Here is a 17,192-nt window from a genome sequence, read left to right on the forward strand (position 1 = left end):
AGCGCGGCGACGGTTACTTACTTGCCCCGAGCGGCGATGACTTCGTCAGCGACGTTCTTGGGCGCTTCGGCGTAATGCTTGAATTCCATCGTGTAGGTGGCGCGACCTTGCGTGAGCGAACGCAGGTTGGTGGCGTACCCGAACATCTCGGCCAGGGGAACCTCGGCCTTGATGGTCTTGCCGCCGCCGACAATGTCGTCCATGCCCTGCACCATACCGCGGCGGGACGACAGGTCGCCCATCACGGTACCGGCGTAGTCTTCCGGCGTTTCCACTTCCACAGCCATCATCGGCTCCAGCAGGACCGGGCTGGCGCGACGCATGCCTTCCTTGAAGGCCATCGAAGCAGCCATCTTGAACGCGTTTTCGTTCGAGTCCACATCGTGGTACGAACCGAAGAACAGCGTCGCCTTCACGTCCACGACCGGGTAGCCGGCCAGGATGCCTGCGGGCAGCGTTTCCTGGATGCCCTTGTCGACCGCCGGGATGTATTCGCGCGGCACCACGCCGCCCTTGATGGCATCCACGAATTCGTAGCCGCCGCCCGGGGGCAGGGGTTCCAGCTTGAGCACCACGTGGCCGTACTGGCCGCGGCCGCCCGACTGCTTGACGAACTTGCCTTCCACTTCGTCGCAGTTCTTGCGGATGGTTTCGCGGTAGGCCACCTGCGGCTTGCCGACGTTGGCTTCCACGCCGAATTCACGACGCATGCGATCGACCAGGATTTCCAGGTGCAGTTCGCCCATGCCGGAAATGATGGTCTGGCCGGATTCTTCGTCGCTGCGCACGCGGAACGACGGATCTTCCTGCGCCAGGCGCGACAGCGCCAGGCCCATCTTTTCCTGGTCGGCCTTCGACTTGGGTTCGACGGCCTGCGAAATCACGGGCTCGGGGAACTCCATGCGCTCGAGCAGGATGTGCGAATCGATATCGCACAGCGTCTCGCCGGTGGTGACGTCCTTCAGGCCCACCACGGCGGCGATGTCGCCGGCCAGCACTTCCTTGATCTCTTCGCGGTTGTTCGCATGCATCTGCAGCAGACGACCGATACGCTCTTTCTTGCCCTTGATGGGGTTGTAGACGGTATCGCCCGACTTCAGCACGCCCGAATACACGCGCACGAAGGTCAGCTGACCCACGAACGGATCGCTCATCAGCTTGAACGCCAGCGCGGAGAACTTCTCGGCATCGTCGGCGCTGCGCTTGATGGGATTGCCATCGTCGTCCTGGCCGTCGACCGGGGGAATGTCCGCCGGCGAAGGCAGATAGTCGATCACGGCGTCGAGCATGCGCTGCACGCCCTTGTTCTTGAACGCGGTGCCGCACAGCATCGGCTGGATTTCACCAGCGATGGTGCGCTGGCGCAGCGCGACGTTGATGTCGTCTTCGTCCAGCGAGCCGGTCTCGAGGTACTTGTTCATCAGTTCCTCGGACGACTCGGCGGCGGCTTCCACCAGCTTCTCGCGCCACTCGTTGGCCGTGCCTTCCAGCTCGGCCGGAATGTCGCCGTATTCGAACTTGGTGCCCTGGCTGGCCTCATCCCAGATGATCGCTTTCATCTTGACCAGGTCGACCACGCCGGTGAACGAGTCTTCGGCGCCGATCGGGATCACGATGGGCACGGGGTTGGCGCGCAGGCGCGTCTTCAGCTGGTCATAGACCTTGAAGAAGTTGGCGCCGGTGCGGTCCATCTTGTTGACGAAGGCCAGGCGGGGCACGCCATACTTGTTGGCCTGGCGCCACACGGTTTCGGACTGCGGCTGCACGCCGCCCACCGCGCAGTACACCATGCAGGCACCGTCCAGGACGCGCATGGAACGCTCCACCTCGATGGTGAAGTCCACGTGTCCCGGGGTGTCGATGATGTTGATGCGGTGTTCGGGATAGTTGCCGGCCATGCCACGCCAAAACGCCGTCGTAGCAGCCGACGTAATGGTGATGCCACGCTCTTGCTCTTGCTCCATCCAGTCCATAGTGGCCGAGCCGTCATGGGTTTCGCCAAGTTTGTGGTTGACGCCGGTGTAGAACAGGATGCGTTCGGTGGTGGTGGTTTTCCCTGCATCGATGTGCGCAGAGATACCAATGTTGCGATAGCGCTCGATCGGGGTTTTGCGGGCCATGGTAGGTAGTCCTTAATTTACCAGCGGAAATGGCTGAAGGCCTTGTTGGCCTCGGCCATCTTGTGCGTGTCTTCGCGTTTCTTCATCGCGGCGCCACGACCTTCGGAGGCGTCGATGAGTTCTCCAGCCAAACGCAGATCCATCGATTTCTCGCCACGCTTCTTGGCGGCTTCACGGAGCCAACGCATAGCCAGGGCCAGGCGGCGCACGGGGCGCACTTCAACCGGCACCTGATAGTTGGCACCGCCCACGCGGCGGCTCTTCACTTCGACGATCGGCTTGATGTTGTTGATGGCCAGGTTGAAGACTTCGATGGCATCCTTGCCGGTCTTGACCTGAACTTGCTCGAGGGCACCATAGATGATGCGCTCGGCGACGGCCTTCTTGCCGTCCAGCATCACAACGTTCATGAATTTGGCGAGTTCGACGCTGCCGAACTTGGGATCGGGCAGAATCTCGCGCTTGGGTACTTCGCGACGACGGGGCATTTTTGCTTCCTTGTGTCTGTTCAGTTGAACCGCGTCTCGTGACACGGCCATGGCCGCCTAGAAGGACGACCCCTTACATGCTGCGCTGGCTTCGCAATGTGAAGGACGCAGCTGCACTTTCCGGGCCGCGGACATCCGCAACCTGGGGTACTGCATATAGAGCTTAGGCCTTCTTCGGACGCTTGGCGCCGTACTTCGAACGAGCCTGTTTGCGATCCTTGACGCCTTGCAGGTCGAGGGAACCGCGCACGATGTGATAACGCACACCGGGCAAGTCCTTGACACGACCGCCACGCACCAGAACCACCGAGTGCTCCTGCAGGTTGTGGCCTTCACCGCCGATGTACGAAATGACTTCGTAACCGTTGGTCAGACGCACCTTGGCAACCTTACGCAGCGCGGAGTTCGGCTTCTTGGGGGTGGTGGTGTAGACGCGAGTGCAAACGCCGCGACGCTGCGGGCAGTTCTCGAGCGCGGGGCTCTTGCTCTTGATGATGCTGACTTCGCGCGGCTTGCGCACGAGCTGGCTAATGGTAGGCATGACCTTTGAAATCCCTTTTACGTACCACTGGTAAGTACTTACGTACTCGCACCCTCCCAGCATTCGGCGACCAATCTGGCCCCAAGCGAGGGGGAGGCAGTTCACGCAAAACCGCCTCAAACGTTCGTTTACGTAAAAGAGCGGGTCTTGCAGACAAATAATGCGTACAACACTGCATGGCCAGGCCGGCGGTGCCTTACAACGATCGATGCATCCAGGATAGAGGGCTCGTGACGCACCCCGGCCCGAAATACCTGCAACATGCTTCCGGGAGCTGGCGCAAGCCTTTGCCGACCCTCATGGGTTGGCGGGCTTCAGACCGATCGGTGTATGGGCATTACCGGCTTGAACCTGCCATGCCGAAATTGCACGCAGATAAAGCAGTAAGCCCTTCAGCTTAACTTAGTTATCCATGGCTGTCAAAGGCAAGCAGTCGAATTTTGCATTGCCGCAAGGTGGCGGCAAGGTCTGTGGCCCTGGCGCGACGCGCGGCGTCGCGGGAAAACATGGCAACGCACGCGGGCGCCCTGGTAATTGCCCGTGGAGTCACGGCCAGCCAGATACGGGAACGCGTGTCGTCGATCCACGAAGTCAGGCACCTGACGGTGGAACTGGCGCCGGCATAGCGGCCGGCCTAGCACGAGGCCCTTCAGCGCTAGGTGTGAAGATTCAATAGGTTGTATGCATGGTTCATCCGAACCGGATTTGAGAAACTGGAAATCGCCAACCCCCCAGTTCACTCAAGGAGCCCGGCCGGATGAACACCCATAAGCATGCCCGATTGACCTTCCTACGTCGACTCGAAATGGTCCAGCAATTGATCGCCCATCAAGTTTGTGTGCCTGAAGCGGCCCGCGCCTATGGGGTCACCGCGCCGACTGTGCGCAAATGGCTGGGCCGCTTCCTGGCTCAGGGCCAGGCGGGCTTGGCCGATGCGTCCTCGCGCCCGACGGTCTCGCCCCGAGCGATTGCGCCGGCCAAGGCGCTGGCTATCGTGGAGCTGCGCCGCAAGCGGCTGACCCAAGCGCGCATCGCCCAGGCGCTGGGCGTGTCAGCCAGCACCGTCAGCCGCGTCCTGGCCCGCGCCGGTCTGTCGCACCTGGCCGACCTGGAGCCGGCCGAGCCGGTGGTGCGCTACGAGCATCAGGCCCCCGGCGATCTGCTGCACATCGACATCAAGAAGCTGGGACGTATCCAGCGCCCTGGCCACCGGGTCACGGGCAACCGACGCGATACCGTTGAGGGGGCCGGCTGGGACTTCGTCTTCGTGGCCATCGATGACCACGCCCGCGTGGCCTTCACCGACATCCACCCCGACGAGCGCTTCCCCAGCGCCGTCCAGTTCCTCAAGGACGCAGTGGCCTACTACCAGCGCCTGGGCGTGACCATCCAGCGCTTGCTCACCGACAATGGCTCGGCCTTTCGCAGCCGCGCCTTCGCCGCGCTGTGCCATGAGCTGGGCATCAAGCACCGCTTTACCCGACCTTACCGCCCACAGACCAATGGCAAGGCCGAACGCTTCATCCAGTCGGCCTTGCGTGAGTGGGCTTACGCTCACACCTACCAGAACTCCCAACACCGAGCCGATGCCATGAAATCCTGGCTACACCACTACAACTGGCATCGACCCCACCAAGGCATCGGGCGCGCTGTACCCATCTCCAGACTCAACCTGGACGAATACAACCTATTGACAGTTCACAGCTAGCAGTGTGCCTGTCCCAGCGGGGACAGGCACACTGCACGGACAGACGCCAGTTCCCATGCGGGACAGGCGCCTCGCGTATCGGAACGGGGCGGGCGCCCGTGCGGTCAGCTCTCCCGCCTTCCGAACCAGCCCCCCACGGTATAGCGGACGCGCGCCCACATGGCGCGCATGCCTATGCCCAGCATGTTGAGCTCGGCGCTGGGCGCGGCGGCCCGCGACGGCGCGCCGCCGGCCGGGCGCGCCAGGCTGGCCTGAGCCATGGCCAGCACGGCCTGCGCCTGGCTCAGCACGGCCTGCGCCTGCAGCAACACAGCCTGCGCATCCGGGCTGACCACGCTGCCCGCGGGCGCGGCCGCGGCTACAGGCGCCGCGGACCCGGGCCGCGCAGGCATGGCGCCAGCCGGTTGCGCCGGGTCCTGCTGCGCCTCGCCGCTGAGCGAGCGCGCCAGGTTCTGCTCGAACTGTCCCAGGATCTGCGCGGCCACTTCCGCGATCATGCCGCTGCCGCGCCCATATTGCGCCACCGCCCCCGACAGCGCCAGCTGGGTATTGACCGTGACGTCCGTGCCGCCATGGGCGGCCGGCGTCAACGCGAAGCTGAACTCGGACTTGGCCGAGCCGCGCCCCTTCGGATCCATGCCCGAGCCCTGCAGCCAGGCAGTGTGCGTGGCTTCGTCCTTGCGCACCAGTTCGGCCTGGCCTTCGAAGCCCAGCTTGATCGGCCCCAGGCGCACCGTCACCGAACCCTGGTATTTGTCCGGACCCAGCACTTCGGTCAGGCGCGCGCCGGGCAGGCAGGGCATGATGCGCGGCACATCCAGCATCAACTGCCATGCCTCGTCCAGCGGCAAGGACACATGGAAGGTGTTAGTGAACTCCATCGACAAACTCCCCTGAATCAGTAGGCGCGGCGGCGCGCGCTTCGGCCTGCGTCAGCAGCTCCAGCAGTCGCACCGGCGTAAGCGGAAACTCGGTCACGCGCACCCCGCAATGGGCCACGGCGTGCTCCACGGCGCCGACCACGGCCACGGCCACCGGAATGGTGGCGCACTCTCCCACGCCCTTGACGCCCAGCGGGTTCAAGGGGGTGGGAGAGGGCTGGAACACCACCTCGATGGGCGGCACTTCCGGCGCGGTGGGCAGCAGGTATTCGGCAAACGTAGTGCTCAGGGGCTGGCCGGCGGCGTCATAGCCCATCCACTCGAACAAGGCATTGCCGATGCCGTGCACGACCCCGCCGTGCACCTGGCCCTCGGCCAGCTGCGGATTGATGATGCGGCCGCTGTCCTGCGCCGCCACATAGCGCACGATCTCTATGGCCCCGGTGGCGGGGTCGACCTCGACCTCGCATACATGCGAGGCGCCGGCGTAGGTCTGCGCGTCGCAGTGGAAGTACGCGGTGGCGTCCAGCCCGGGATCGCCCGGGCTGACCAGCGCATAGCCCGGCACCCCTTTGCGCAGCATGGCAAGCCGCGCCAGCGACACCGACTGTCCGTCGGGCGCGCGCACTTCGCCATCGGCCAGTTCCAGCGTTTCGGCCTCGGCCTTGAGCACCGCCGCCGCCGTCTCCAGCGCCTGCCGCCGCACCTGGGCGGCGGCCTGGTCGACCGCCGAACCGGCCATGATGGCCTGGCGGCTGGCGAAACCGCCCATGCCGTAGCCCACGTAGGCGGTATCGCCGGCCTGCACCTCGACCGCCGCGACCGGCACGCCCAGGTGCCCGGCGCAGATCTGCGCCAGCGTCGTCTTGATGCCCTGGCCCATGGCCAGGGCGCCGGTGTAGATCGACACCTGGCCCGACGGCTGGACGCGCACGCGCGCCACCTCGAACGGGCCGCGCCCGGTGGGCTCGACGCTGTTGGCCACCGCGATGCCGCGCCAGCGGCCGCGCGCCAGGGCCGCATCGCGCCGCACCGCGAAGCCGTCATAATCGGACGCCTGCAGCGCGCATGCCTGCAGGGCGGGAAAATCGCCGCTGTCTATGGTCAGCGGCATTCCCGCGCGCGACTTCAACGGCTTGGTGTAGGGAATCTTGGCCGGGCCGATCAGGTTGCGGCGGCGGCATTCGCCCGGGTCGATGCCCAACTCGGCCGCCACCCTGTCCATCATGCGCTCCATGACGAAGGCCGCCTGCGGATATCCCGCGCCGCGCACCGTGGCCACCGGCACCTTGTTGGTATAGGCCACGCTCACATCGAGCGAGAACGCCGGCACCACGTAGGGGCCGGTCATGGACGAGGCGGCGTTGTACGGCACATTGGTGCCCTGCGGCGTATACGCGCCGTTGTCGTGCACGAAGTTGCCGCGTATGCCGAGCACATGGCCCTGGTCGTCGATGGCCATCGCCACCTTCCAGTACTGGTCGCGCTCCTGGATCGAGGTCGTGAAATGCTCGCGCCGGTCCTCCACCCACTTGACCGGGCGGCCCAGCTTGCGCGCGGCGGCGGGAATCGCCATTTCCTCGGGATAAATCATGAACTTGGCGCCGAACCCGCCGCCCACGTCGGGCGTCACCACGCGCAGGCGGTCCTCGGGCTGGCCCAGCATCAGGGCCAGCGTGTAATGCAGTTCGTGGGCCATCTGGGTCGAGGACCACACGGTCAGCGTGTCGGTGGCGCGGTCCATGCGCGCCAGCACGCCGCGCCCTTCCATGGGATGCGCGCAGCCCCGATGCACCCAGAAATCGTCTTCCAGCACCCGGTGCGCCTGCGCGAAAGCCGTCTCGCAGTCGCCATAGGCCAGCGTGTACTGCTGCAGAATGTTCGACGCGAGCTCGCCGCGCACCAGCGGCGCATCGGGCCGCAACGCATCGCGGCAATCCACCACCGCGCCCAGCACTTCATATTCGATCGCCACCCGCGCCGCCGCGTCCTCGGCGATGTGGCGGCTGTCGGCCACCACCACCGCGATGGCCTCGCCGACGAACGCCACCTCGCGCTCGGCCAGCACGAACGGCGTCGTGTCATCGGGCAGCGCCGCCAGCGGGAACCCCAGCGGCATGCGCCAGGACGTCAACTGGCCGAACAGGTCGCGCGCCCCATAGACCGCGGCCACGCCCGGCACCGCGCGGGCGGCCGACAGGTCGATCGAGACAAGGCGCGCATGGGCATGCGGGCTACGCACGAAGCAGGCATGCAGCACTCCCTCGACCTCGATATCGTCCAGGAAGCGCGCCTGGCCGCGCAGCAGCGCATCGTCCTCGATACGGGGCGCGCTGCGGCCCAGTCCGGGGCTTGTCGCATCAGTCATGACCGGCCTCCGCGCGCATCAGCTGCGCCGCGCGCAGCACCGCGGCCACGATGTTCTGATACCCGGTGCAGCGGCACAGGTGGCCCGAGAGCACGTCGCGCACCTGCGCCTCATCGGGATCAGGGTTGGCCGCCAGCAGCTCGGCCACCGACATCAGGATGCCCGGCGTGCAATAACCGCATTGCAGCGCATGCAGTTCATGGAACGCCTGCTGGATCGGATGCAACGCGTCGTCTTCGCCGGCCAGTCCCTCGATGGTATCGATCCGGCTGTCCTGCGCCTGCACCGCCAGCATCAGGCAACTGCGCGTCGAATAGCCATCGACCAGCACGGTACAGGCGCCGCACACCCCGTGCTCGCAACCGATGTGCGTGCCGGTCAGCCCCAGCTCGCCGCGCAGGAAATCGGCCAGATGCATGCGCGGCTCGGCGCAACCGCCGCATGCGCGCCCGTTGACCGTCAACGAAACGTGCTGCGCGGTGGATTCGGTGATATCGCTCATTCGCTTTCCTTGGCGCGCGCCACCGCCTGCGTGAGGGCGCGCTCGGTCAACACGCGCGCCAGCCGCTGGCGGTACCACGACGGCACATAAACTGTCGGCCTTGGCGTCGATGGCGGCGCACAGCGCCGCCGCCCGCGCCAGCGTGGCGGGCTCGGCCGGCTGCCCCAGCAGCGCGGCTTCGGCCTGCGCCATGCGCACGGGCGTGGCCGCCACCCCGCCTAGGTGTGAACTGTCAATAGGTTGTATTCGTCCAGGTTGAGTCTGGAGATGGGTACAGCGCGCCCGATGCCTTGGTGGGGTCGATGCCAGTTGTAGTGGTGTAGCCAGGATTTCATGGCATCGGCTCGGTGTTGGGAGTTCTGGTAGGTGTGAGCGTAAGCCCACTCACGCAAGGCCGACTGGATGAAGCGTTCGGCCTTGCCATTGGTCTGTGGGCGGTAAGGTCGGGTAAAGCGGTGCTTGATGCCCAGCTCATGGCACAGCGCGGCGAAGGCGCGGCTGCGAAAGGCCGAGCCATTGTCGGTGAGCAAGCGCTGGATGGTCACGCCCAGGCGCTGGTAGTAGGCCACTGCGTCCTTGAGGAACTGGACGGCGCTGGGGAAGCGCTCGTCGGGGTGGATGTCGGTGAAGGCCACGCGGGCGTGGTCATCGATGGCCACGAAGACGAAGTCCCAGCCGGCCCCCTCAACGGTATCGCGTCGGTTGCCCGTGACCCGGTGGCCAGGGCGCTGGATACGTCCCAGCTTCTTGATGTCGATGTGCAGCAGATCGCCGGGGGCCTGATGCTCGTAGCGCACCACCGGCTCGGCCGGCTCCAGGTCGGCCAGGTGCGACAGACCGGCGCGGGCCAGGACGCGGCTGACGGTGCTGGCTGACACGCCCAGCGCCTGGGCGATGCGCGCTTGGGTCAGCCGCTTGCGGCGCAGCTCCACGATAGCCAGCGCCTTGGCCGGCGCAATCGCTCGGGGCGAGACCGTCGGGCGCGAGGACGCATCGGCCAAGCCCGCCTGGCCCTGAGCCAGGAAGCGGCCCAGCCATTTGCGCACAGTCGGCGCGGTGACCCCATAGGCGCGGGCCGCTTCAGGCACACAAACTTGATGGGCGATCAATTGCTGGACCATTTCGAGTCGACGTAGGAAGGTCAATCGGGCATGCTTATGGGTGTTCATCCGGCCGGGCTCCTTGAGTGAACTGGGGGATCGGCGATTTCCAGTTTCTCAAATCCGGTTCGGATGAACCATGCATACAACCTATTGAATCTTCACACCTAGGGTGATCGAGGCGCGCGCCACGCAGCCGGCGTCGTCGAGCAGCAGCAGCACCGCCACCGACACAATGGCGAAATCGCCATGGCGGCGCGCGAACTCCACGAAGGCATGGCCATGGCCGGCCGGCCATGGCGTCACCGCCAGGCCGACCAGCATTTCATCGGGTTCGAGCGCCGGCGTCATGTAGCCGGCCGGAAAATCCGCCATCGCCAGGGTGCGCGTGCCGCGTACGCTGGCCACCGACAGGGTCGCGTCCATGGCCAGCGCCACGGTCGGGATCTCCGCCGACGGATCCAGCTGGCACAGGCTGCCGCCCACCGTGCCGCGGTTACGGGTCTGGCGATGGCCGACCTGCAGCGCCGCCTCGCGCCACAGCGGCAAATGCTGCGCCACCAGCGGCGAGAACTCGATCTCGCGCTGGCGCGTCATCGCGCCAATGCAGACCGCGCCCTGCTCGTGGCGGATGTACGCCAGCTCGGGAACCCGGTTGATGTCGATCAGGCAGTCCGGGAACGCGAACCGCATGTTCAGCATCGCCACCAGCGACTGGCCGCCGGCCAGCACGCGCGCATTGTCGTGCTCGCTGAGCAACTGCAGGGCCTGCGGCAACGAAGCAGGCGCGTGATACTGCAAGGCCGGCGCTTTCATGGTTCGGACAGCCTCTCAGATCTTGGACAAGTCCAGCGAAGAGGCCGCGAACAGCTCCTCGGGCTTGACCAGGCGGCGCGACAGGCCCTGGCCGTAGTGATAGCGCGCGAAGGTCTCTATCACATGGCGATTGGCATCCAGCCCGTACGGCCAGTAATCGTCGCCCATCAGTTCGCGCGCCGCGTTGTAGTGGTGCACCATCCAAGGCAGCGTCACCGCCAGGTGGCAGATCTCGTTGAGCTCCTTGACCGCCAGCATCTTGGCCTTGAGGAAGGCCTTGTAGACGCTGACCGGCAGCCAGGGATTCTGCTCGACCAGGGACCTGCGGATGCCCACCATATGCATGATGGGGAAGATGCGGGTCTCGCGGAAGTAATCCTGCTCGGTCTTCAGGTAGTCGTTGAACAGGCGCCCCACGTTGGGCGCGCCGCGCAGAAAGCACGAGGGAGCCCGCGCACCGATATAGCCATCGATCTCGCCCGCCTCCAGCATGTCCGACAGCGTCTTGTCGTCGGGAATCTGCTGCAGGTCGATACCGTCGGGCAGCTCGATCGGCGCCCGCTCGCCGCGGCCCGGCTCTTCGATGCCGCCCCGGCGCCACTTGATGTCTTGCGGCTTGACGCCATAGGCGTCTTCCAGGATGCCGCGGATCCACACGTTGGCGGTGATCTGGTACTCGGGCACGCCGATGGTCTTGCCGCGCAGGTCCTGCGGCTTGTCGATGTCGCGGTCCGTGCGCACATAAATGCCCGAATGGCGGAACACGCGCGACAGGAACGCCGGAATGGCGATGTATTCGTTGTCGCCGCGAGCCGTGGTCATCATATGACTGCTCATCGAGATCTCGGTGACGTCGTACTCGTGGTAGCGGAAGGCCCGATGAAACGCCTCCTCCGGCTCCAGCGGCACGGCCGTGACCTCGCAGCCCTCGATGGGCGCGCGCCCGTCGAACAAGGCGCGCGTGCGATCGTAGTCGCCGCAGGAAAGGCTGATCTTCAGTTTGCTGCTCATGCTTGCATCTCCCAGGGGTCAGTCCACTTTCAGGCCGATCTGCTTGGTCAGCGCCGAAAAGCGGTCGATATCGGTTTCCACCATTTTCTGGAACACTTCCGGGCCGTCGCTGGCGGTGCTGTAGCCCAGGTCGGCCAGTTTCTTCTGCACGTCATCGCGCTGCATCACCTTGGCGATGCCGTCGTACAGCTTCTGGCGCACCGCCATCGGCGTGGCGCCCGGCACCAGCAGGCCGTGCCACTGGTTCAGCTCGTACCCGGCCACGCCCTGCTCGGCCACCGTGGGCACCTCGGGCAGCAGCGCCGAGCGCTCCTTGGAGGTCACCGCCAGGGCCTGCAGCTTGCCTGCCTTGATGAAGGGAATCGCGCTCGAGGCGGTCACCACGGCCAGGCCGATCTGGCTGCCCAGCACGTCGTTGAGCGCCGGTCCGCAACCCTTGTACGGCACGTGCACCATATGCGTCTTGGCGCTGACGTTGAGCAGCTCGCCGGCCAGATGCTGCGGCGTGCCGTTGCCGCACGAGCCGTAGGTGACCTGGGTGTTGGTCTGCTTGGCCGCGGCCATCAGCTCACCCAGCGTCTTGTACTTGGAACCGGCCGGCACCACGAACACCGACGGCACATAGGCCACATTGATGACGGCGGCGAAGTCCTTCTTCGGGTCGAACGGCAGATTGCGGAACACGCCCGGATTGACGGCGAACGAGCTGTTGACCATCAGCAGCGAGTAGCCGTCCGGCGCACGGTCGGCCACCAGGCGCGCGCCCACGTTGCCGCTGGCGCCCGGCCGGTTCTCGACCACCGCGGTCTGCCCCAGGCTCTCGGTGAGATAGTTGCCGATCAAACGCGCCAGCATGTCGGTCCCCCCGCCAGGCGGAAAGGTGACGATGATGTCGAGCGGCTTGTTCGGGAAGTCGCCGGTGGCGGCGAAGGAACTGGTCGCGGCACAGGCGCTGACGCCGACAGCGGCGGCGATGTGGGCGACTTTGGCTAGAAAACTACGGCGTTGCATCTGTATTCCCCTTGTGGCCACCGCCCGCAGAATGCGGGCGGCTGGATCTTGACCGGAACAACAAACAGCCTTGGTGCTTCTATGCTTCTACTTAGTACACTGAGTTAATTGCGCATAGTACTGAATAATTGTCCGGTGTCAATATCGGGGGATTCCCTGCCGCGGCTGCCTGCGGCCGTACGCAAAGAAGCCTGCCCCATCGGGGCAGGCTTCAGGTACAGGCAGGCGAAGGCGGATGCGCTACATGCCGGCCCAGTGCGGGCCGGGCACTTCGATGTCGAACAGTTCGAGCACGCGCGCCACGGTGTGGTCGACCATTTCTTCGATGGAGGCCGGGCGATGGTAGAACGCGGGCAGCGGCGGAAAGATGATGCCGCCCATTTCGGTGACGGCGGTCATATTGCGCAAGTGGGCCAGGTTGAACGGCGTTTCGCGCACCATCATGACCAGCCGGCGGCGCTCCTTGAGCGTGACGTCGGCGGCGCGGGTGATGAGATTATCGGACAGGCCGTGCGCCACGGCCGCCAGCGTGCGCATCGAGCACGGCACGATCACCATGCCGGCGGTCTGGAACGCGCCGCTGGCCAGCGTGGCGCCGACATCGCGCACGCTGTGCACGTGGTCGGCCAGCGCCTGGACATCGTGCCGGCCCACGTCCAGTTCGTGCTTGATATTGAGCACGCCCGAGGCCGACACGATCAGGTGCGACTCGACGTCGGACACGCCACGCAGCGCCTGCAGCAGGCGCACGGCGTAGATGGCGCCGGTGGCGCCCGTGATGCCGACGACCAGCCGCCGCATGGACTCAGGCCGTCGCGCCGGAGTCATCGAGCAGCTGCTTGAGCTCGCCGCTTTCGTTCATCTCGGACATGATGTCCGAACCGCCGATGAATTCGCCGCCGACGTACAGCTGCGGAATCGTCGGCCAGTTGGAAAACGTCTTGATGGCCTGGCGGACTTCGTCGTCTTCCAGCACATTGACGGTCACCAGCTTCTTGACGCCGCAGCCTTTCAGGATCTGGATGGCGCGGCCCGAAAAGCCGCATTGCGGAAACTGGGTAGTGCCCTTCATGAACAGCACGACGGGGTGCTGCGTCACGGTTTCGCGGATGAATTCTTGCACGTCGCTCATAGGGGGCTCGCAAAGGGAAGTAGCTCAACAGCTCAATTATAGGTATCCACCGGAAATCCGCTCGATCCCGGCCAGATCGCGCCGGCTGTGCACCTCGCGCAGCCCGGCCTGGCGCATCAGCGCCCGTGCCGCCTCGGCCTGGTCCCAGCCGTGTTCCATCCAGATGGCGCCGCCAGGCAGAAGGCGCCCGGGCGCCCCGCCGGCGATGCGCGCCAGCGCCGCCAGCCCATCGTTTTCGTCGGTCAGCGCGCCGCGCGGCTCGAAACGCAGGTCGCCCTGCGCCAGATGCGCGTCCTCGCGCGCGATATAGGGAGGGTTGGAGACGATCAGGTCGTAGCGGTCCTGCGCCGGCAAGGCCTCGTACCAGTCGCCCGCCAGGCAGCGCACCCGCGCGCCCAGCCGCTGCGCGTTACCCTCGGCCACCGCCAGCGCGGCCGCGCTCAGGTCGGTGGCCGTCACCTCGGCCTGCGGGCAACCCAGCGCCACCGACACGGCGATGGCGCCGCTGCCGGTGCCCAGGTCCAGCACGCGCGGCGCAGCGCGGCCTTGCAGCCAATGCAGCGCCGTCTCCACCAGCAGCTCGGTATCCGGGCGCGGAATCAGCACATCCGGCGTCAGCGCGTACCAATGCCCCATGAACTCGCGCCCGCCCAGCAGATAGGCCATGGGCTCGCCAGCCAGGCGGCGCGCCGCCAGCTGCCGCCAGGCCGCCTCGTGCGCGGGCTCGACCGGGTCGGTATCGTGCGCCAGCAGCCAGGCGCGCGAGCGGCCCAGCACGTGCTCGGCGAGCATGCGCGCCTCCAGCCGGGGCAGGCCCGGGTCGGCCAGCAGGTCCTTGAGCAAGGTCATCGCCCGCGCATCACAGATCGTGGCCCAGCGCCGCCAGTTGCTCGGCCTGGTGCTCGGCCAGCAGCGCGCCGGTCAGCTCGTCCAGGTCGCCTTCCATGATCTGCTGCAGCTTGTACAGCGTCAGGTTGATGCGATGGTCGGTCACGCGGCCCTGCGGATAGTTATAGGTGCGGATGCGCTCGGAGCGGTCGCCCGAGCCGATCAGGCTCTTGCGCTCGGCGGCCTCCTTGCTCTGGCGTTCGCGCATTTCCTTGTCCTTCAGGCGCGCGGCCAGCACCTGCATGGCCTTGTCCTTGTTGCGATGCTGCGAGCGGTCGTCCTGGCACTCCACCACCAGGCCGGTCGGCACGTGCGTGATGCGCACCGCCGAATCGGTCTTGTTGATGTGCTGCCCGCCCGCCCCGCTGGCGCGGAACGTATCGATGCGCAGATCGCTGGGGTTGATCACGATGTCGGACATCGCGTCGGCCTCGGGCATCACCGCCACCGTGCATGCCGAGGTATGGATGCGGCCCTGCGCCTCGGTGGCCGGCACGCGCTGCACGCGATGCGCGCCGGACTCGAACTTCAGCCGGCCATAGGCGCCGTCGCCATCGATGCGCGCGATCACTTCCTTGTAGCCGCCCAGCTCCGACTCGCTCTCCGACATGATCTCCACGCGCCAACCCCGCGTTTCCGCGTAGCGCGTATACATGCGCAGCAGGTCGCCGGAGAACAGCGCGCTTTCGTCGCCGCCCGTGCCGGCACGGATTTCCAGGAACAGGCTGCGGCCATCGTCGGGGTCGCGCGGCAGCAGCAGCAACTGCAGCGCCGCCTCCATCTCCTCGATGCGCGCGCGGCCGGTCTTGATCTCGTCCTCGGCCATGGCCTTCATGTCGGGATCGGACAGCATCTCCTGCGCGGTGGCCACATCGGCCTCGACGCCCAGGAACGCATTGAACGCCTCGACGACCGGCTCCAGCTCGGCGCGCTCGCGCGACAGCTTGCGAAAACGGTCCATATCGGCCGCCGTTTCCGGCTCGGCCAGCAAGGCGTCGACTTCGATGAGACGGTGGGCCAACTGCTCGAGTCGGCTGCGCATGGACGGTTTCATGGGCGTTCGGTATCAGGAAAGAATGGACACAAGCGGACGCCCGGCGCACGAACGCCCGCCGCGAAGGCGGGGTCTGGCGCGCGCAGCTAACGGCGGGAATCGCGGCCGGGAAACAGGCGCGGCACCCAGGCCAGCAGCTGGCGGCGTTCGTCGCCCTCGCTGCGGTTGAGCGCGGCCAGCGGGCCATGCAGGTACTTCTGCGTCAGCCCGTGCGCCAGCTGTTCCAGCACGGCCTCGGGCGACTCGCCGCGCGCCAGCATGCGGCGCGCGCGCTCGAGCTCGGCGGCCCGCACGTCGTCGGCGGCCTGATGCAGGTCGCGGATCACGGGCACGACTTCGCGCGACTGCATCCAGTGCATGAAGCCCTGCACGCGCGTCTCGATGATGGCCTCGGCCTGCACCACCGCCGCGCGGCGCGCGTCGGTGCCGCTTTGCACCAGCCGGCCCAGGTCGTCCACCGAATACAGATACACGTCGTCCAGGCGGCCCACTTCGGGCTCGATATCGCGCGGCACCGCCAGGTCGATCATCACCATGGGGCGATGCCGGCGCTGGCGCGTGGCGCGCTCGACCATGCCCAGCCCCAGGATGGGCAGGGAACTGGCCGTACAGGAAACAATGACGTCGAACTCGGCCAGCCGTTCGGTCAGGTCGGCCAGCTTCATGGTCTGGGCCGAGAACCGGCCCGCCAGGGTCTCGGCGCGCTCGATGGTGCGATTGGCCACCACCATGCTGCGCGGGCGCTGGGCCGCGAAGTGCGTGGCGCACAGTTCGATCATCTCGCCGGCGCCGATGAACAGCGTGCGCGCGTCTTCCAGCTGGCCGAACACGCGCTCGGCCAACCGCACCGCGGTGGCGGCCATCGACACCGAATGTGCGCCGATGGCGGTCTGCGAACGCACTTCCTTGGCCACCGAGAATGTGCGCTGGAACAATTGATGCAGCAGCGTGCCCAGCGCGCCGGCCTCGTTGGCCGCACGCACCGCGTCTTTCATCTGGCCCAGGATCTGCGGCTCGCCCAGCACCATGGAATCCAGGCCGCTGGCCACGCGGAACGCATGGCGCACGGCATCGTCGTGCTGGTGGCGGTACAGGTGCGGGCGCAAGGCCGCGGCTTCCAGCCGGTTGTGCTCGGCCAGCCAGGCTGGCAGATGCTCGGCCACCTGGCCCTCGGCCGCGCAATAGAGTTCGGTACGATTACAGGTCGACAGGATCGCCGCCTCGCGCACCGCGCCGCCGAACGTCGCGCGCAGGCCTTCCAGCGCGGGCTTGACCAAGTCCACGGGCATGGAAACGCGCTCGCGCACCGAGACCGGGGCGGAGGTGTGATTCAGACCGAAGGCAAGAACGGCGACTGACATGAAAGGCTGGGATGGGCAAGCGCCCGGCGCAAAGCTGCTAATTTTGTAACAGCGACCGCCAAGGATTATACCCCGTACCCCCTGCCCGGCCCCCTATACCCCTGCGTCCGGCGCGCCGGACGCGGCGGCCCCGCCACAGCACCTGGGGTGCGCCGCTTTTGCGCAATCGCTGCGCAAGTGCGCGGCTTTTTTCACACAAGCGGGCGGTGCG

The 17,192-nt window shown here is 66.4% G+C and carries 16 protein-coding genes; 1 reads left to right on the plus strand and 15 read right to left on the minus strand.

Annotation, left to right across the window (positions count from 1 at the left end):
* Positions 1–17: 17 nt before the first annotated feature.
* From fusA to rpsL, 3 genes are all read right to left on the minus strand, one after another.
* Complete coding sequence (gene fusA / locus BN118_RS15495; protein ID WP_003806902.1) at positions 18–2,120, minus strand: elongation factor G; 2,103 nt, start codon at positions 2,118–2,120, stop codon at positions 18–20.
* A gap of 17 nt (positions 2,121–2,137) precedes the next feature.
* The gene (rpsG, locus tag BN118_RS15500; RefSeq protein ID WP_003806901.1) at positions 2,138–2,608 is read right to left on the minus strand and encodes a 30S ribosomal protein S7; all 471 of its coding nucleotides are present in this window, start codon (positions 2,606–2,608) and stop codon (positions 2,138–2,140) included.
* A gap of 163 nt (positions 2,609–2,771) precedes the next feature.
* Entirely contained in the window at positions 2,772–3,149 is a 378-nt protein-coding gene (gene rpsL, locus BN118_RS15505) for a 30S ribosomal protein S12 (RefSeq protein ID WP_005017264.1), read from the minus strand.
* Between the two features lie 757 nt (positions 3,150–3,906).
* On the opposite strand from rpsL, the gene BN118_RS15510 reads away from it, so the two are divergent.
* Positions 3,907–4,857, plus strand: a complete 951-nt coding sequence (locus BN118_RS15510) for an IS481-like element IS481 family transposase (RefSeq protein ID WP_005012067.1) — start codon at positions 3,907–3,909, stop codon at positions 4,855–4,857.
* Positions 4,858–4,961: 104 nt separating this feature from the next.
* Here BN118_RS15510 and BN118_RS15515 read toward each other — a convergent pair whose 3' ends face one another.
* From BN118_RS15515 to hemA, 12 genes are all read right to left on the minus strand, one after another.
* The gene (locus BN118_RS15515; protein ID WP_080019449.1) at positions 4,962–5,738 is read right to left on the minus strand and encodes an SRPBCC family protein; all 777 of its coding nucleotides are present in this window, start codon (positions 5,736–5,738) and stop codon (positions 4,962–4,964) included.
* Positions 5,725–8,106, minus strand: coding sequence for a xanthine dehydrogenase family protein molybdopterin-binding subunit (locus tag BN118_RS15520; protein WP_010929962.1), 2,382 nt, complete (start codon positions 8,104–8,106; stop codon positions 5,725–5,727). The genes BN118_RS15515 and BN118_RS15520 overlap by 14 nt, the downstream gene beginning before the upstream one ends.
* A complete protein-coding gene (locus BN118_RS15525; RefSeq protein ID WP_014906004.1) occupies positions 8,099–8,608 on the minus strand; it encodes a (2Fe-2S)-binding protein in 510 nt (169 codons plus the stop codon). The genes BN118_RS15520 and BN118_RS15525 overlap by 8 nt, the downstream gene beginning before the upstream one ends.
* A gap of 218 nt (positions 8,609–8,826) precedes the next feature.
* Complete coding sequence (locus BN118_RS15530; protein ID WP_005013747.1) at positions 8,827–9,777, minus strand: IS481-like element IS481 family transposase; 951 nt, start codon at positions 9,775–9,777, stop codon at positions 8,827–8,829.
* Between the two features lie 81 nt (positions 9,778–9,858).
* Entirely contained in the window at positions 9,859–10,524 is a 666-nt protein-coding gene (locus BN118_RS15535) for an FAD binding domain-containing protein (RefSeq protein WP_227914958.1), read from the minus strand.
* A gap of 15 nt (positions 10,525–10,539) precedes the next feature.
* The gene (locus BN118_RS15540) at positions 10,540–11,535 is read right to left on the minus strand and encodes an ABC transporter substrate-binding protein (RefSeq protein ID WP_010929960.1); all 996 of its coding nucleotides are present in this window, start codon (positions 11,533–11,535) and stop codon (positions 10,540–10,542) included.
* 18 nt (positions 11,536–11,553) lie between these two features.
* Positions 11,554–12,546, minus strand: a complete 993-nt coding sequence (locus tag BN118_RS15545) for a tripartite tricarboxylate transporter substrate binding protein (protein WP_003819054.1) — start codon at positions 12,544–12,546, stop codon at positions 11,554–11,556.
* A gap of 240 nt (positions 12,547–12,786) precedes the next feature.
* On the minus strand, positions 12,787–13,347 hold the full coding sequence (locus BN118_RS15550; protein ID WP_003807624.1) for a UbiX family flavin prenyltransferase: 561 nt from the start codon (positions 13,345–13,347) through the stop codon (positions 12,787–12,789).
* A gap of 4 nt (positions 13,348–13,351) precedes the next feature.
* Entirely contained in the window at positions 13,352–13,678 is a 327-nt protein-coding gene (gene grxD / locus BN118_RS15555) for a Grx4 family monothiol glutaredoxin (protein WP_010929959.1), read from the minus strand.
* Positions 13,679–13,714: 36 nt separating this feature from the next.
* Positions 13,715–14,527, minus strand: a complete 813-nt coding sequence (gene prmC / locus BN118_RS15560) for a peptide chain release factor N(5)-glutamine methyltransferase (RefSeq protein ID WP_014906005.1) — start codon at positions 14,525–14,527, stop codon at positions 13,715–13,717.
* A 10-nt stretch (positions 14,528–14,537) separates the two neighbouring features.
* Entirely contained in the window at positions 14,538–15,620 is a 1,083-nt protein-coding gene (gene prfA / locus BN118_RS15565) for a peptide chain release factor 1 (RefSeq protein WP_003807618.1), read from the minus strand.
* Between the two features lie 86 nt (positions 15,621–15,706).
* Positions 15,707–16,981, minus strand: a complete 1,275-nt coding sequence (hemA, locus tag BN118_RS15570) for a glutamyl-tRNA reductase (RefSeq protein ID WP_010929957.1) — start codon at positions 16,979–16,981, stop codon at positions 15,707–15,709.
* Positions 16,982–17,192 lie beyond the last annotated feature (211 nt).

It is taken from the genome of Bordetella pertussis 18323 (genome assembly GCF_000306945.1).
Classification (GTDB): Bacteria; Pseudomonadota; Gammaproteobacteria; order Burkholderiales; family Burkholderiaceae_B; genus Bordetella; species Bordetella pertussis.

Bases quoted from the DNA above. Each gene is read 5' to 3' on its own strand.
- fusA (WP_003806902.1), bottom strand. From the start codon at position 2,120: ATGGCCCGCAAAACCCCGATCGAGCGCTATCGCAACATTGGTATCTCT.
- rpsG (WP_003806901.1), bottom strand. From the start codon at position 2,608: ATGCCCCGTCGTCGCGAAGTACCCAAGCGCGAGATTCTGCCCGATCCC.
- rpsL (WP_005017264.1), bottom strand. From the start codon at position 3,149: ATGCCTACCATTAGCCAGCTCGTGCGCAAGCCGCGCGAAGTCAGCATC.
- BN118_RS15510 (WP_005012067.1), top strand. From the start codon at position 3,907: ATGAACACCCATAAGCATGCCCGATTGACCTTCCTACGTCGACTCGAA.
- BN118_RS15515 (WP_080019449.1), bottom strand. From the start codon at position 5,738: ATGGAGTTCACTAACACCTTCCATGTGTCCTTGCCGCTGGACGAGGCA.
- BN118_RS15520 (WP_010929962.1), bottom strand. From the start codon at position 8,106: ATGACTGATGCGACAAGCCCCGGACTGGGCCGCAGCGCGCCCCGTATC.
- BN118_RS15525 (WP_014906004.1), bottom strand. From the start codon at position 8,608: ATGAGCGATATCACCGAATCCACCGCGCAGCACGTTTCGTTGACGGTC.
- BN118_RS15530 (WP_005013747.1), bottom strand. From the start codon at position 9,777: ATGAACACCCATAAGCATGCCCGATTGACCTTCCTACGTCGACTCGAA.
- BN118_RS15535 (WP_227914958.1), bottom strand. From the start codon at position 10,524: ATGAAAGCGCCGGCCTTGCAGTATCACGCGCCTGCTTCGTTGCCGCAG.
- BN118_RS15540 (WP_010929960.1), bottom strand. From the start codon at position 11,535: ATGAGCAGCAAACTGAAGATCAGCCTTTCCTGCGGCGACTACGATCGC.
- BN118_RS15545 (WP_003819054.1), bottom strand. From the start codon at position 12,546: ATGCAACGCCGTAGTTTTCTAGCCAAAGTCGCCCACATCGCCGCCGCT.
- BN118_RS15550 (WP_003807624.1), bottom strand. From the start codon at position 13,347: ATGCGGCGGCTGGTCGTCGGCATCACGGGCGCCACCGGCGCCATCTAC.
- grxD (WP_010929959.1), bottom strand. From the start codon at position 13,678: ATGAGCGACGTGCAAGAATTCATCCGCGAAACCGTGACGCAGCACCCC.
- prmC (WP_014906005.1), bottom strand. From the start codon at position 14,527: ATGACCTTGCTCAAGGACCTGCTGGCCGACCCGGGCCTGCCCCGGCTG.
- prfA (WP_003807618.1), bottom strand. From the start codon at position 15,620: ATGAAACCGTCCATGCGCAGCCGACTCGAGCAGTTGGCCCACCGTCTC.
- hemA (WP_010929957.1), bottom strand. From the start codon at position 16,981: ATGTCAGTCGCCGTTCTTGCCTTCGGTCTGAATCACACCTCCGCCCCG.